The 14,493-nt window shown below is 49.3% G+C and carries 12 protein-coding genes; 6 read left to right on the plus strand and 6 right to left on the minus strand.

Annotation, left to right across the window (positions count from 1 at the left end; all coding sequences use genetic code 11):
* Positions 1 to 496: 496 nt before the first annotated feature.
* Positions 497 to 949, minus strand: coding sequence for a ribose 5-phosphate isomerase B (gene rpiB / locus ACLUYS_RS06485; protein WP_288340194.1), 453 nt, complete (start codon positions 947 to 949; stop codon positions 497 to 499).
* 516 nt (positions 950 to 1,465) lie between these two features.
* On the opposite strand from rpiB, the gene ACLUYS_RS06490 reads away from it, so the two are divergent.
* The 4 genes from ACLUYS_RS06490 (at position 1,466) to gdhA (ending at position 6,327) form a co-directional block, all read left to right on the plus strand.
* Positions 1,466 to 2,227 (plus strand): ABC transporter ATP-binding protein, encoded by a 762-nt coding sequence (locus tag ACLUYS_RS06490; RefSeq protein ID WP_230268298.1) that lies wholly within the window; start codon positions 1,466 to 1,468, stop codon positions 2,225 to 2,227.
* Complete coding sequence (locus tag ACLUYS_RS06495; protein ID WP_412659420.1) at positions 2,227 to 4,254, plus strand: FtsX-like permease family protein; 2,028 nt, start codon at positions 2,227 to 2,229, stop codon at positions 4,252 to 4,254. The genes ACLUYS_RS06490 and ACLUYS_RS06495 overlap by 1 nt, the downstream gene beginning before the upstream one ends.
* Entirely contained in the window at positions 4,247 to 4,420 is a 174-nt protein-coding gene (locus tag ACLUYS_RS06500; RefSeq protein WP_230268300.1) for a hypothetical protein, read from the plus strand. The genes ACLUYS_RS06495 and ACLUYS_RS06500 overlap by 8 nt, the downstream gene beginning before the upstream one ends.
* Positions 4,421 to 4,995: 575 nt before the next feature.
* Positions 4,996 to 6,327 carry an NADP-specific glutamate dehydrogenase gene (gdhA, locus tag ACLUYS_RS06505; RefSeq protein ID WP_230268301.1) on the plus strand — a complete coding sequence of 444 codons (1,332 nt, stop codon included), beginning with the start codon at positions 4,996 to 4,998 and terminating at the stop codon, positions 6,325 to 6,327.
* Between the two features lie 310 nt (positions 6,328 to 6,637).
* Here the strand turns inward: gdhA and ACLUYS_RS06510 are convergent, their stop codons facing one another.
* From ACLUYS_RS06510 to ACLUYS_RS06520, 3 genes are all read right to left on the minus strand, one after another.
* Positions 6,638 to 6,979 carry a hypothetical protein gene (locus ACLUYS_RS06510; protein ID WP_288876507.1) on the minus strand — a complete coding sequence of 114 codons (342 nt, stop codon included), beginning with the start codon at positions 6,977 to 6,979 and terminating at the stop codon, positions 6,638 to 6,640.
* A 324-nt stretch (positions 6,980 to 7,303) separates the two neighbouring features.
* Positions 7,304 to 7,984, minus strand: a complete 681-nt coding sequence (locus ACLUYS_RS06515) for an HAD family hydrolase (protein WP_230268303.1) — start codon at positions 7,982 to 7,984, stop codon at positions 7,304 to 7,306.
* A 248-nt stretch (positions 7,985 to 8,232) separates the two neighbouring features.
* Complete coding sequence (locus tag ACLUYS_RS06520; RefSeq protein WP_288340206.1) at positions 8,233 to 9,699, minus strand: radical SAM protein; 1,467 nt, start codon at positions 9,697 to 9,699, stop codon at positions 8,233 to 8,235.
* A 410-nt stretch (positions 9,700 to 10,109) separates the two neighbouring features.
* Between ACLUYS_RS06520 and ACLUYS_RS06525 the strand changes: the two genes are divergently transcribed.
* Positions 10,110 to 10,286, plus strand: a complete 177-nt coding sequence (locus ACLUYS_RS06525) for a DUF362 domain-containing protein (RefSeq protein ID WP_230268306.1) — start codon at positions 10,110 to 10,112, stop codon at positions 10,284 to 10,286.
* Between the two features lie 195 nt (positions 10,287 to 10,481).
* Here ACLUYS_RS06525 and ACLUYS_RS06530 read toward each other — a convergent pair whose 3' ends face one another.
* Positions 10,482 to 11,402, minus strand: a complete 921-nt coding sequence (locus ACLUYS_RS06530; protein ID WP_230268307.1) for a PHP domain-containing protein — start codon at positions 11,400 to 11,402, stop codon at positions 10,482 to 10,484.
* A gap of 412 nt (positions 11,403 to 11,814) precedes the next feature.
* Positions 11,815 to 13,419: a transglutaminase domain-containing protein gene (locus ACLUYS_RS06535; RefSeq protein WP_412659421.1), complete on the minus strand. Its 1,605-nt coding sequence runs from the start codon at positions 13,417 to 13,419 to the stop codon at positions 11,815 to 11,817.
* A 299-nt stretch (positions 13,420 to 13,718) separates the two neighbouring features.
* On the opposite strand from ACLUYS_RS06535, the gene ACLUYS_RS06540 reads away from it, so the two are divergent.
* Positions 13,719 to 14,186 (plus strand): helix-turn-helix transcriptional regulator, encoded by a 468-nt coding sequence (locus ACLUYS_RS06540; protein ID WP_412659422.1) that lies wholly within the window; start codon positions 13,719 to 13,721, stop codon positions 14,184 to 14,186.
* Positions 14,187 to 14,493: the final 307 nt, after the last annotated feature.

Here is a 14,493-nt window from a genome sequence, read left to right on the forward strand (position 1 = left end):
CCATCTGTTTGTGAAAAACTCGATGTCTCTCACAAGGCTTGTTTATCATATCATCGTCAAACATCTCTGTCAACATGTTTTGTGAAATATTTTATTTATTTCACTTAATGCATTTTCGTTGATATTTAAAGGGATATGCAGTGCTGGGAAAATATATTTTCACAGTGCTCCGTTATCTTATCATCGCTTTGAAAAGAAAGCAAGCATAAGATTTTCGGCTCATCGAGCGCACAGAGGCTCCAGGCGGCTGCTTATCGCTTCGTTTCTTCTTTTTCTGCTCCAGATACGTTTCCGGCTGAGCAGGCGGAAAACAGTGAAAACAGCGATGTCGTTTTTAGAAATAGAAAAGCGCTGTCTGCAGCGGATTCGTTCCGCCCGGACAGCGCTGTTTTGACTTTGATGAAGAGACTCAGACCGGCTGTGCACCCGTGCCTTTCTCTGCTTCCTTTTCTTTATTATCGGGTCTTTTATCGGATCTTCGTTTTCTTTATTTCTTTTATTCCTTTGCCGATCCGTCGAGTACAGCCAGTTTGTGAATGCGGCGGATATGGTTGGCTCCGTTGGAGAACGGTGTGGTCAGGAAGGTGTTGACGATATCTTTTGCGGTTTCCATTCCTGTTGTACGTGCACCCATGCTCATCATGTTGGCGTCGTTATGTTCACGGATCAGTCTGGCGTCCGTCACGTCCTTGCAGCGTCCGCAGCGAATGCCCGGGACTTTGTTTGCGGCGATTTCAATTCCTACACCGGTACCGCACATCACGATGCCGCGATCGGCTTCCCCGTTTACGACCGCTCTGGCGCATTTGGCTCCATAGTCTGGATAGTCAACGCTGTCGTTTGTATCGGTTCCCAGATTGATGACTTCGCAGCCTTCGTCTTCCAGCATCTTCATGATTTCGTTTTTCATGGCCACTGCGGCATGATCGTTCGCAAGTGCGATTTTCATATTCAGTTCCTCCTACTAAATCTTTCGATATTCCTGTCTTCTATTTTGTCACAAATCCAGTTCTTTTCGACAATCTGGACTCACTCTCTGCCAAATCGGGGATCCCGCGTTTCTGTTTGGAAAATCCAAACGGTTTGTCACTCCGTTCTCCGCCGTTTTGCCCGGCATCATCTTTCAAGTCCTCAAAGGAGACAAACCCGTCTTTCCTCGCGTCGGATTTTTGTTTCTCGCGGCTGTTCTTAAGCGGATTTGATCGCCTGTGCCGTCGATCCCGTTCATTTTCTCTTTATCTAAAGCGAATTGCGGTTGCCCCTCCTGAATTCTATTGCCGGATGGGTGAACTTCCCGGATTCTTTTTATTTTATAGCCCTTCCCGATCGTGTCTCGATCACGGGATTTTCTTACTGCCTTTTTTTAGATGAGTTTTCCGTGTCATGCCCGTAAGGAAAGGGTAAGAAGGATCGATAGGACAAATAGGATTCTTTTTCTATCCTTGAAGGCAAGGAGGACGAAATCATGTCTGTACTGGAAGTTGCTAATCTTCAGAAAGTTTATAAATCCCGCTTCTCCTCGGTCGTTGTAGAAGCGCTCAGCGATGTTACCTTCTCGGTGGAAGCCGGGGAATATGTCGCCATCATGGGGGAGAGCGGATCGGGCAAATCCACTCTGCTCAATATTCTGGCGGTTCTCGATCAGCCGACGCGCGGCTCCGTCAAAATTAACGGCCGGGAAGCTTCCTCGATTCCCGCCCGGGAACTCAGTCTTTTTCGACGCAATCATCTTGGGTTCCTGTTTCAGGATTACTCCCTGCTCGACACGTTTACCCTCAAGGACAACATTCTGCTCCCGCTCGTTTTAAACAAGGCACGCTATTCCGAAATGGAAGCCCATCTCAAGCCGCTGGCCAGACAGCTTGGCCTGACGCCTTTGCTGAAAAAGTACCCATACGAAGTATCCGGCGGTCAGAAGCAGCGCGCTGCAGCAGCCAGAGCGCTGATTACCGAACCGGAACTGATGCTGGCCGATGAACCGACGGGCGCCCTGGATTCCCGCAGTTCGCAGGAACTGCTCGAGCTATTTGAAACGCTCAACAAGCAGGGCCAGACCATTGTCATGGTTACCCATTCCGTCATGGCGGCCAGCTACGCGAGCCGCATTCTGTTCATTCGCGACGGAAAGATTTTTCATCAGCTGATCCGCGGATCCCAGAGCCGGGAACAGTTTTACGAGAAGATCACTAATACGCTGACGGTGATGTCTTCCAGGGAGAACGCCTGATGCATCGCTTCCTTTACTGGTCTCTGGCGTGGCAGTCGATTCAGAAAAGCCGCCGGATTACCGTTCCGTTCATCGCGGGCAGTTCGCTGATGGTCATGATGCTTTACTCGCTGCTTTCCCTCAGCGTCTCTTCGGTCTTTGATGGAACGTTTGGCGAAACGACTATGCTCACGACCCTGAATCTGGGCGTTCACGTCGTTGAGTTCTTTACCGTTCTCATCTTTCTATATATCAACAGCGTCTGGATGAAAAACCGGGCACAGGAAAACGGTCTGTATTCCATTCTGGGGATGGAAAAGCGCCATCTCATGCGCATCATCTTTTACGAACTGCTGATCAGCTATGCCAGTTCGCTGGTCATCGGCATTCTGCTGGGCATCGTTCTGGATAAGATTCTCCTTCTGGTTCTGGGACTGATGCTTCCCCTGAACATTCCAAAGGGATTTTCTCTGACCTGGTCTGCCGTCTGGGGAACCGCGCTCTGGATCGGGGTGTGCTATCTGATTCTTCTTGCGGTTACGCTTTTCTCCTTGCTTCGCCACAATCCGCTCGAAGAGATGAAAACTAAATCGACTTCGGAAAAGCCGGTAAAAAGCCGCTGGATTCTTGCGGTGCTTGGCGTATGCAGTCTGGGGTCAGGCTACTGGATGGCGGTAACGATCGAAGATCCCGTACAGGCTCTCTTCCTGTTTTTCGCCGCTGTCGTCTGCGTCATTATCGGCACGTATCTTCTGTTTATTTTCGGCTCGACGGTAATCCTCAACAGCCTGCAGAAAAACAAGTCGTTTTATTATCAGCCTAGCCATTTCATTTCCATTTCCACAATGAAGTATCGCCTGAAAGCCAATGCAGCGTCTCTGGCGAGTCTGGCCATTCTTTCCACGATGGTTCTCGTTACCCTCTCTACTGTCATCACACTCTTTGCGGGGATGAATTCGGCGCTTGATGCCAAGTATTCCGGAACGGCCATGCTCAATATGGATCTGAACATTCCGTACGCAAGCCGCGTCCCTTCTCGGGATTCTCTCGAACTGCAGGCGATCACGATGCATGCAGCGGCGAAAGCCGGCCTGCATCCGCAAAATCCAGTGACGTATCAGGAAGCCTTTGCTTCTTATCACGATGAACAGAACAAACTGGTCACAGCCGAAATTATCGATCTCGCCGATTTGAACCGGCTAAGCGGTCAGAATATTTCTCTGGGCGATCATCAGATTCTTGCGTTCGATTCCCGTTTTTCGAACGGTCAGAAACTGACGAACGAAGATACGAAAGAAACGTTCGAAGTCGTTCGTGCCGATTTCGCGCTGCCGGACTCGATTACGCATCGCTTTTTAAGCGACACGCAAAGCCGCTGGTTTGCGCTCGAACTGAACGCTTCGCAGGATGCTTCAATCTATCCTTCCTGGACCGTCCAGTTTGAGGACGGAATCACCCGTTCCGCCGCTTCTCCGGAATCGGTCAGCGACGATATGTTTATGGAAGCTTCGGATGCCTTCACCAACAATTTGAATCTGGATGCCTTTCTGACTGCGCATGGAACGGATCCGAATGCTGATTTGGCAGGTCTGCAGTATTCCCTGTCTTTTCGAGAAGTGGATCGCCGACAAGGACTGAGCGTTTATGCTGCCTTCCTGTTTGCGGGTCTGTATCTGAGTGCGCTCTTTACGCTGGTTATGATTCTGATCATGTACTACAAGCAGATTTCCGAAGGATTCGACGATCAGAAGCGCTTTGCGATCATGCAGAAAGTCGGGCTGGAGCGAAAACAGATCAAGCATATGATTAACGAACAGGTTCTCGTCATGTTCTTCCTGCCGCTTGTCACCGCGATCGTTCATATGGGCTTTGCCTACACGATGCTTTCCAGAATCATCGACATTCTGAGTCCGAGCGCGATGTCGATCTACTTCTTGGCAACAGCTGGCGTCATTGCGGTGTTCGCCCTGTTCTATATCATCATTTATCGGCTGACGGCCAACGTCTATTACCGGCTGGTCGGTCTGCCGACGCAGTCCAATGCATAAGCAAAAAGGAAAAGGCGGCCGCCGCAAAAAGACAAATTCAATTTTCGTGCTTCGCTGGCTGATTCTTTTCGCTCTGCTTATTCGCATTCTCTTTTATGAACTGCCGCGAATGGCCGTACTGCTTGGGCTCAACTTCGTCAGTCATCGTCGGGCGCCAAAACGCTGAGTTCTCATCGCAAAAAATACTGGCCGTCCTTACTGCAGGACGGCCTTCTGTTTTTCATTCTGCTTTTCTCATCTGGCATCGACCTGGTCCGCTGTATTTCCAGCGGAAGCCTGACGAATCCGATTTTCTACTCCTTTGTTCTATTCCCTTTCGCTTTGTTCGTTGCCTTCTGCTTTATGCTGTTTTGTTCTATCGGACTCTGTTGCTAAAGCTGCAGCTGGAACAGTCAGGAAGCGGTGCCGGTTTGAAAGATTTGGAGCCCAACGATGCAAATCGATCATTTTCGAACAGTTTTCGCTCTTTTGGACGATTTGATGAATTTGGCTAAATTTTCGATATAGCGTTCGTCGATCAAAAAACAAAAAGATCATTTTTTGAAGAAATCAACGTTTTTCCCGGCGCAATTTCCCGAATACAGGGTATCTTCCAGACTGCTTTTTCACTTTTGGCCAGAAAAATGGCTGTGTTTGTGTAAATTCGCAAAAAATTTTCCAAGATTCTGAAAATATTTTCACAAGTTATCTTGCATGTTTTTCAGAATGCTATAATGTCAAAGTCAATTTTTAGGAGGATTTATGGCTGATCTCAAAGCTTTATACGAAACCGTAAAAAAGAGAAATCCCAACGATCCCGAATTCCTTCAGGCTGTCGAAGAAGTCTTCGAATCCCTCCAGGTTATTCAGGACAAAAAACCTGAACTTCTCGATGACGGAGTTCTCGAACGCATGCTTGAACCGGATCGTCAGATCATGTTCCGCGTACCATGGGTAGATGACCAGGGCAAAACCCAGGTAAACCGCGGCTACCGCGTACAGTTCAACAACGCCATCGGCCCTTACAAAGGCGGTCTGCGTTTCCACCCGAGCGTAAATATTTCCATCATCAAATTCCTTGGATTTGAACAGGTCTTCAAAAACTCCCTGACTACTCTGCCCATGGGCGGCGGTAAAGGCGGAGCAGACTTCAACCCGAAAGGAAAGAGCGATGGAGAAATCATGCGTTTCTGCCAGTCGTTCATGACTGAACTTTATAAATACATCGGTCCGAACACCGACGTTCCTGCCGGCGACATTGGCGTTGGCGCACGCGAAATCGGCTACATGTTCGGCCAGTACAAGAAAATCACCAACGAATGGTCCGGCGTTCTGACTGGTAAAGGTCTGAGCTACGGCGGATCCCTCGTTCGTACCGAGGCTACCGGCTACGGCCTCTGCTACTTCACACAGGCTCTGCTCCAGAACAAGGGCATGAGCTTCGAAGGCAAAACCGTGGATATTTCCGGTTCCGGAAACGTTGCGATCTACGCTACGCAGAAAGCTCAGCAGCTTGGCGCGAAAGTCGTTACGCTCTCCGATTCCAACGGCTCGATCTACGATCCTAACGGCATCGATCTGGCCAGCGTTAAGGAAATCAAGGAAGTTCGCCGCGGACGCATTAAAGAATACTGTGAAACCCATCCCGATGCGGTTTACATGGAAGGTCAGCGTCCATGGTCTATTCCCTGCGACATTGCTCTGCCTTGCGCAACCCAGAACGAACTCGATCTCGAAGATGCGAAAGCGCTCGTTAAAAACGGTGTCTTCTGCGTATGCGAAGGCGCGAACATGCCAACCACTCCAGAAGCCATCCACTATCTGATGTCCAACGGCGTTTACTACGCTCCAGGTAAAGCATCCAACGCCGGCGGCGTTGCCTGCTCCGGTCTGGAAATGAGCCAGAACGCAGAACATCTTAGCTGGTCTGCAGAAGAAGTCGACAAAATGCTCCAGGGCATCATGGTCGGCATCTTCGAAAACTGCCGAGACACCGCTGCAGAATTCGGTCATCCTGATGAATACGTAATCGGCGCCAACATTGCCGGCTTCCTCAAAGTCTCTCAGGCAATGAAAGCCCAGGGCTGCGTATAAGCCGATAACAAGCCGTCGGAATTTCATTTTCTGCAGCACACATTCAAAATGAAAAACAGCGAAGGTCAGTCAAGGCCTTCGCTTTTCTATGCCCGAATCCGAATGAATCCGTGTTCCTCTATTTCTCAGTTTTTCATTTCTCAGCTTTTCGATTTGCCTATTTCCTGAATGGATCGCTCTGTATCCGTCACGGAGCTCGACAATGGACTCCATTTCAGTGTCTTTCTTTTCACTGCAAGAAGAATCTCCCAGACGGCTCGACTCGAATCGCTACAGAGACGTTCGGCACGACGCTGTTGCGTGAGCCGGTTTATCTCGCCTTTGCGATCGATTCTTCATTAGACGTTTTTGTCCAGCAAATCCGACCCAGACCAATGATCACAACCGCCGCGCTGCAGATATTCTCGTACGGATACGGATTATCGACGACAAAAGCCAGACAGACCAGAACGACGCCGATCAGAGCAGCGACCGCGATGGATACAGTTTTGACGGATTTTGAAGGAAGCGGACGCAGAGAAATCATTGTACAGGCCGCACCATAAAACAGGCTGGCTGCAAAGACATACTGCTTCTGTATCGCAAACATCACGACAAGAACCAGCAGCAGTACAAAAAGCAAGGTGTTCCAAAGACCAGAAGACTTTTGCATAACGACCCTCCTCACAAAGTGTTTAATGGATTCCGATCCCTTTCCGCTTAATGTTCAGGCCAGGAAAGCTGAATTGAATACGGCTGGACGTATTCCTTTTCTGGCTCAGTTATGAAGCGAATGGGTCCCTGATTCAATTGTATAGAGGAATGAACGTGTTTCGCTGTTCTTTTTATTCATTTTCATTCGTTGGCAAAAAATGCAGAGGCGAAAATCCCTCTGCATTTTCCTTTTCGAATCTGGATCGTCCAGGGCTGGTCCGAACGCAAGGATCTTCTGTTGTACGCAGGAACGCCCGGCTTTGCACTGGCTTTTCTGTTTGGTTTATCGGGTGGACCTATCTTCTTCCGGTTCTTCGCAAAGCTTCCAGAAGCGGTCCATATCTTTATAATCGGGCATTGTCCAGAGCGCACAGGCGCTCTTTTCTTCGTATTCCGGATCGTATTCTGAACAGATGGCGATACACGGATAGCCGTTTTCGCTGGCGCACTGCAGGGCGTACAGCGCATCTTCAAAAACCATGACCTCTTCCTTTGTCAGATGCATATTTCTTCTGGCCAGATCGTAAATAGCCGGATCCGTCTTGCCGATGCGCACGCTGGTGCAGTCAAACACACCATCGCACGTCGGTTCCAGTCCATAGCGGCGCAGCACCGATCGAACACACACTTCGTCGCCTGCTGTAGCAATCATGCACGGAATCTTTCGTTCTTCCAGCTCAGCCAGAAACTTAGCGGCCCCGGGAAGAAGCTCTACACTATGGGCATAAATCCAGCGCAGCCGTTCCTGAAAAAATTCCAGCATTTCCTCAACGCTTTGATCGAGCCGGTAGTGATCGATAAAAATCTGCGCGGCTTCTTTGAGCGACGCATCCTCAATCTGCTCCTGCGGAAAGTCCGGATCCTCGATTTTCAGCTCCTTCAGGCAGTCTCTGGCAAAGTTTTTCCAAATCCCCATGGAGTCCAGAATCGTTCCGTCTCCATCCAGAATCACCCCTCGAATCATCTCACGCTCCCCTTTCTGTTTTCTCCAAAGTTTTCTCTTTCTCTATGGTTTCCGTTTTTCTATTGCTTTGTGGTGCGTATTTCGTATTTCCGATTGGACGATTCCATTTTACCGAATCCGCCGAAAAAAATGGCAGTGCCCGGGCATTCGCGCCTGGCACTGCCATAACAGATTCCATGAATCAAAGTCTGCGTTTTGTTCTGCAATGGATTTTCGTATGAGATACCATTCTCCGCTTAGAAGGCAGGTTATTTTATCGAAGAACGCAAGGAATCCGGCGTATACTCGTCGATCTGGCGGTTCAGTTTTGGAACGACAGTCTGTTCATACTCCTCACGGGACATGATGTATTCATGCGTTTCCTTGTACGGAGTATGGTGAGAAATCTTCCACAGACGGTCTGCTTCCGGTTTCCAGTTTTTCGCATATTCCTCGGTCTTTTCCATCAGGTGTTCTACCGATTCCGGAGATTCCAGGTCTGTGGAATGTGCGCCGGAAGCATGAACCATTTCACCGATCGCATGCGGGTTTTCCAGCATTGGGCACGGTCTTAAATGGTTGCCGTTGAACGGCTGATGGTTTTTATACTGCATGAACATTGGCGAGCAGAGTCCTTCGAGGATGGTCTTTTCGCGAATGTTGGAATCCGAGTAGTGGATAAATACGCATGGATCCATATCGCCGTTGGCGTTGATATGGAAGTAGCGGCGTCCGCCGGCGATGCAGCCCTGGAGGTATTCACCGTCGTTCTGGAAGTCCATTGGCCAGATTTCCTTAGTCTCACGGATTTCACGAATACGGTGGTACATGTATTCACGCTGTTCAGGAGACGGCAGCAGTTCGACTGCAGCATCGTTACCGACTGGCATGTAGTGGAAGAACCAGGCGTATTTTACGCCGCGGCTGATCATTTCATCGATGAATTCATCCGAAACAATGGACGGAATATTCTTCGATGTGTAGCAGCAGCTGATACCGATTGGCAGCTTGTGGGAATGGAGGATATCCATGGCTTTCAGAACTTTGCCATAAACGCCTTCTCCGCGACGGAAGTCGGTGGCTTCTTCGAGGCCTTCAACCGAAATAACCGGGAAGAAGTTTTTCACTTCCAGCATTTCTTCCGCGAACGCGTCATCGATCAGCGTACCGTTGGTGAAGGACATGAAGACGCAGTCGTTATGACGACGGCAGATTTCCATCAGGTCTTTCTTACGAACCAGCGGTTCACCGCCTGTATAAATATAGAAGTAAACGCCCATTTCCTTGCCCTGGCGGATGATGTCATCGATTTCATCCAGGGACAGGTTCAGCTTGTTTCCATATTCGGCTGCCCAGCATCCGGTGCAGTGCAGATTGCAGGCGCTTGTCGGGTCAAGAAGGATCGTCCAGGGGACATTGCATCCATATTCTTCACGGACTTTCTGCTGTCTTTCCCAGCCAATAAAGTTGGCGTTGATTACGAAGTTTGTGAAGGCTTTTTTGATGACGCCGGTATCCACATCTTCAAAAATATTGCACAGCAGTTTGTTCAGATTGTTGTCGGGATCGTTGACAACTTTTGTGATCGCTGCCCGGGGGCCCGGAAATGAAGTATCGTTTTTCATTACCGTGTTGATCAGAGCCATCAGACGGGGCAGGTTTTTCTGCGGATTTCCGTTAATATAGTTGACCATCGTATGAATCGATGTCTGCGTAGCTGCTTCTTTAAAACCCATATTCATCACTCCTGTTTATCTTGCATGCCCGTGCGGGTATGCCTGTTATATGCTTTTGATCTTAGTCTTTCTATTCCTCATTTCCATAGGCAAACCGGGGAAAGTGTCGTTTTGACGAAATTGTCCGCATCTGTCCGGACTAAGGATCCGAAAGCGCTTCCGACGCGCTAAAGCGATTCGGATAATGCTGTCCTAAGCGTACCATTCTTCATTTTTTTGCCTGCCGGCGATGCCCGCCCTTTCCCGATTTCGTCCTTTGAAGTTTCCTTAAACTCGACTGGTATCCCTTACATGGAATTTCCAGAGCTTTGCGACTGTATGTTAGGGCTAACTAAAACGGGGATAAAAACGTTTCTCGATCCCCGGATTTTTTCTATAATGGAGAGGACCAAACGAAAGGAGACTTTACAATGGCTGCTGTAGTTAATGATGATCTCTGCATCGGTTGCGGTGCTTGCGAAGGCGCTTGCCCTACTGGTGCTATCACCCTTCCAGACGGCAAAGCAGTAGTTGATGCTGATGTATGCATCGATTGCGGCGCTTGCGTTGGCGTTTGCCCAACTGGTGCTGTTACCCTTGGTGACTAATTAGAGTAAAATTATCGATCAAAACAAATTAGGCGGGAGCAATCCCGCCTTTTTTGTACACAAAAAGCCCTGCCGGCTTCCGTCCAGTGTTCTGGATCCATGTCCGCAGGGCTTTGCTTATTCACGTTTATCTTATGGCAATCCGCCTTGCGTCAACCAGCCAGTTCGTTTGTTATCATACTGCCTTACTGCGATCTATTTCGCGCTGTTCTTGTGCTGGCTGAGCGTTCTGGAAAAGCGTTCAAAATACGGGGTTCCGTCCCGATCCAGGTGATAGTCGCCCATGACAATATCGGGTTTCTTTTCGCCGTGGAAATCAGATCCGCATGTAATCATCAGATCGTGATTTTCCGCAAACGTGCGGTAGTAATCGATCTGTTCGGGAGAATGGTAGTTGGAATAGGCTTCAATGCCGTCCAGTCCGCTTTCGATCAGCTTCTCAAGTTCTTCATCCTTGTGATCAAACGTACGGAACGGATGGGCAAGAACGGCGATGCCGCCGGCCTGATGCACGCGATCGATGGCTTCAAAAAGATCGGGCGCATCTACACGTACATACAGATCGCTGTCCGGTGTGGCGCAGCGGTCCCAGTAGAAATTGACAGGCGCCGGGGAGCAGCGTTTGCCGCCAGGCAGGTAATCCTGAAAGTCTTCAATGTTCTGCGCTTCCGGCATTTGAAAAACGACATCCATCAGCGTAAACCATGGGTTTTTATCCCCAGCCTGGCGCAAAACTTCTTCTTCGTCGACCGTCAGATTGTATTTGCGGCAAAGTTTTTCCACGCGGGTATGAAAGGTCGTTCGGCGAATTTCGTCCTGCATGGCTTCCAGAGAATTCAGCCATGAATCTTCGGGATCTACGTTATAGCCAAGTAGATGGACGGAATATTCCCCTTTATACAGCGTCGAAACTTCGATTCCAATAATTGTATCGATTCCGGCTTTCTTCGCTTCCTTTGCAAATTCGTCTGTGTTTCTGAGCGTATCGTGATCGGTCAGTGCAATCGCGTTCATGCCGTTTTCTCTGGCGATATCGATCAGTTCCTTCGGGGTAAACTGGCCATCGCTCGATGCGTCGGAATGCATGTGAAGATCAAATCGAAATGGTTTCTGCATAGTCTGCTCTATTCCTCCTGGGCGTTCTGCCTGTTCTGTTCAGCCGCGTTTCTGTTCTGTTTTGAAACGTTTGCCTTCTGCCTTTTTGGCGGGCTGTTTAATTTGTTCAGAATTATATTAATCATTCTTTTTGCACTTCGCGCAGTTTGACCACCCCACTGGAATAAAAAACAAACCGCTCGCCGTTTTAAGCGTTTTCACTCACCAAGCATTTCGATACGGTATCCAGACGGATTGTTCAAACCTCTTCCCGGCTTTGGAAAACCGCCTTCCTTTAAAGACCGGAACAGAAAAGGCCAACGGGCAAAAAAAGCGAAGCCGCCCAGATTTTCTCAATCCAGACGATTTCGCCTGCAGAACTAAATATTTTTTTCAAAACGGATCTTCTGTCTGTGAAGATCCTTCACTCGGCTTATTCCTGAACGAAGCCTTCTTTGTACTGATATTTCGGACGTTCGGCGTTCTGCATCCAGCAGAGATTGCCATCGCCTTTCAGTGCACGTTCGAGCATCGGGTCAAAGATGTATTCGTTTCCGTCCAGCTTGATTTTTACCCAGCTGTGATCGGACCAGCCGCTCTGCGTGCGGAGTTCGCCGCTGATGACCTGTACATCGTAGCCGAGGTTTTTGGCCAGCGTGCCGAAAGTCGCCGCAAAGACGGCTGCACTTCCGGAACGATCCGTAAAGCCAAGCGTAGCCAGATGCTGGAGAGCCGTCATATCGGACGGCACATCCTTTTCCTTATCGGAAGGAATGTAGCGAATGGTGTTCCATGTCCAGTCGTAAATATCGCGCAGTTCACGTCCTGCATCGCGGTATACCGCCAGGCACTCAAGCATGAGGCTTTCGTCTGGGGTCAAGGTCAGCTTCGTACCGTCCTGGTCGTACTTGATGCCGTTGACGGTTACGCCCTTGAGCATGCGTCCTTCTTCATCAAATGTCACATAGCGCGGGTTTTCGCCGTTTTCATCCATGAGGTAATCGCCGACGGTTGCCTTTCCGGTATCGATATCAAAGAGATACGTATCGCCGCCGTATTCTTTCAGACCGTAGGACTGAAAGCCGTTTTCGTCATAGAGGTAAACGCTGTCCTCGGTTTTATACAGACCGATTACGGATTTTCCGTCGTTTTTCGGATCGAGGATCATTACCTGTCCGCCGACTTTCTGCTCGCCTTCCAGCTGTTCCATCGTCTTGTTGTCATAGACTTTGAACGTGTGGTCGGACTGTTCCACAACGGAAACCGGAGAAATAGCATACCAGCCGATATTTTCATCGTTCCAGCCCAGTTTCTGCGTCAGCATCCGGTGTTCCCGGGCATCCGTGGAATAGTTATGGTTATTCATGAACTGATTCGGGTTGTACTGACGATAAACCGGAAGAGTGTTCGGCGCGTCTTCTTCATCGGCAGAAAACCAGCCGATGCCTTCATCATTCCATCCTGCCGAAACGAGGAAATCGCGTTCGTTGGCATCCATGGTGTAATGGTGGTCCCCGTTAGGGTTGTACAGACGATAGACTTCCTTACCGCCGCTGAGCGGAGCAAGCCAGCCGATGCCTTCATCGTTCCAGCCCGCCTGGACAAGGTAGCTGAATTCGTCTTCATCAGACGTATAAAAGTGTTCGCCGCTGTTCGGGTTGTAGAGGCGGTGCATTTCCACATATTCATGATCTTCCAGGAATTTTGCGGCGCGTACCTGTTCCTGTCGGATCGCCTGCTGTTCCGTTTCATCCTTGCTGGTCAGTTTCGCCAGGTCATCCTGATACAGCTTGACTTCATAAACGGTTTTCGGATCTTTGTACCAGTCGTAAACCGTCGCATCGACTTCGTTTCCGGGTTTGTCTTCGGAATCGGTATCGGAAGAGGAATCATCTCCCTCATCCGGTGTTTCCACACTGTCCGTCGGAATGTCTGTAAGGGAATCGGTCTGTTCCTGAGCAAACATGGATACCGTGCTCACAGGCATCATGCAGCTGGCACAGAGAACGAGAGAAAGCATACGTTTCCAGTTCTTCATATCATGGTTCCTTTCTGCACTTTCGTTTGAACAAACGAAATATGAACTTCCATATTATAACTTATGAGCGCACGCGATCCTACGAACAGCCAGCCAAATCCGTGAACCGCGACGGCGTTCTTCAAAAAACAGGGGCTTTCCTTTTGGGCGCTTCCGGGCAGCAAGAATGTTCTGGCTGTCCGGAAGAAACCGCAAATAAACCAGCTCGTTACGTTTTCGGACGCAACAGCTCTCTCTGGACGGTGGAGAGGGATCCCGGCATCTTCTATACTTTGTTCAGACAAAACAGGAGGAAAGACATGACGTTAGGCAGCAGTTTATTTCAGGCCAGAAAGAAGCAGGGCCTTTCTCAGGAAGACGTTGCGGAAAAACTGGGCGTCAGCCGCCAGACCGTATCCAAATGGGAAACGGACGAAACCGTTCCGGATCTTCGCCAGACCAAAAAGATGGCCGCTCTCTATCATCTCAGTCTTGACGAACTCATCCAGTTCGATCTGGACAAAGAAGAAATCGAGCAGGCGATCGAACGCTCCAGCGATTCACTAACAGATAAAATCGACTGGACGAACGTCTGGGCGAAAAAGTATCCCATTCTGGCCGAGTACCCGAATCAGGTCAACATATCGTGGTATGCCCATGAAATCGAGCGTCTGCTGGACGCGCTCAAAATCGATTACGGATTTGGCGAACAGGATGCCATGCTGGCTCTGAAGGACATTCTCTATCAGGTGTGGAAGGCGCACAAACAATCCAGGCGCCGATCGTAAGCCGGATTTTTGCTTCTTCATCAAAGACCGCTTCAAACGTAGAAAAATCCCCGAACGATATCGGATTTCTCCTTTACCTTTCGGGGATTTCATTTTGTTTGGCAGCTTCCTATCTTTGCCTTGCGGCTATTGTCGGCGTTCTGCAGCTTAACTGGCCAGGTTCGATATGTTTCTGGGTGTATCCTGCAGGCTATCGCCACCATACTTAGATTTTTTGAATGGATCTTCCAAAAACAAACATCAGTCTTCCAGCATAACGATCTAACGCGATCGTTGGTTTCCATAGTGGCTTCTTGCGTATAGCTTT

Origin of the sequence: Allobaculum sp. (assembly GCF_047010065.1) — a bacterium.
GTDB classification, from domain to species: Bacteria; Bacillota_I; Bacilli_A; order Erysipelotrichales; family Erysipelotrichaceae; genus Allobaculum; species Allobaculum fili.

Excerpts from the sequence above, each read along its gene's own strand:
- rpiB (WP_288340194.1), bottom strand. The coding sequence starts at position 949 with ATGAAAATCGCACTTGCGAACGATCATGCCGCAGTGGCCATGAAAAAC.
- ACLUYS_RS06490 (WP_230268298.1), top strand. The coding sequence starts at position 1,466 with ATGTCTGTACTGGAAGTTGCTAATCTTCAGAAAGTTTATAAATCCCGC.
- ACLUYS_RS06495 (WP_412659420.1), top strand. The coding sequence starts at position 2,227 with ATGCATCGCTTCCTTTACTGGTCTCTGGCGTGGCAGTCGATTCAGAAA.
- ACLUYS_RS06500 (WP_230268300.1), top strand. The coding sequence starts at position 4,247 with ATGCATAAGCAAAAAGGAAAAGGCGGCCGCCGCAAAAAGACAAATTCA.
- gdhA (WP_230268301.1), top strand. The coding sequence starts at position 4,996 with ATGGCTGATCTCAAAGCTTTATACGAAACCGTAAAAAAGAGAAATCCC.
- ACLUYS_RS06510 (WP_288876507.1), bottom strand. The coding sequence starts at position 6,979 with ATGCAAAAGTCTTCTGGTCTTTGGAACACCTTGCTTTTTGTACTGCTG.
- ACLUYS_RS06515 (WP_230268303.1), bottom strand. The coding sequence starts at position 7,984 with ATGATTCGAGGGGTGATTCTGGATGGAGACGGAACGATTCTGGACTCC.
- ACLUYS_RS06520 (WP_288340206.1), bottom strand. The coding sequence starts at position 9,699 with ATGGGTTTTAAAGAAGCAGCTACGCAGACATCGATTCATACGATGGTC.
- ACLUYS_RS06525 (WP_230268306.1), top strand. The coding sequence starts at position 10,110 with ATGGCTGCTGTAGTTAATGATGATCTCTGCATCGGTTGCGGTGCTTGC.
- ACLUYS_RS06530 (WP_230268307.1), bottom strand. The coding sequence starts at position 11,402 with ATGCAGAAACCATTTCGATTTGATCTTCACATGCATTCCGACGCATCG.
- ACLUYS_RS06535 (WP_412659421.1), bottom strand. The coding sequence starts at position 13,419 with ATGAAGAACTGGAAACGTATGCTTTCTCTCGTTCTCTGTGCCAGCTGC.
- ACLUYS_RS06540 (WP_412659422.1), top strand. The coding sequence starts at position 13,719 with ATGACGTTAGGCAGCAGTTTATTTCAGGCCAGAAAGAAGCAGGGCCTT.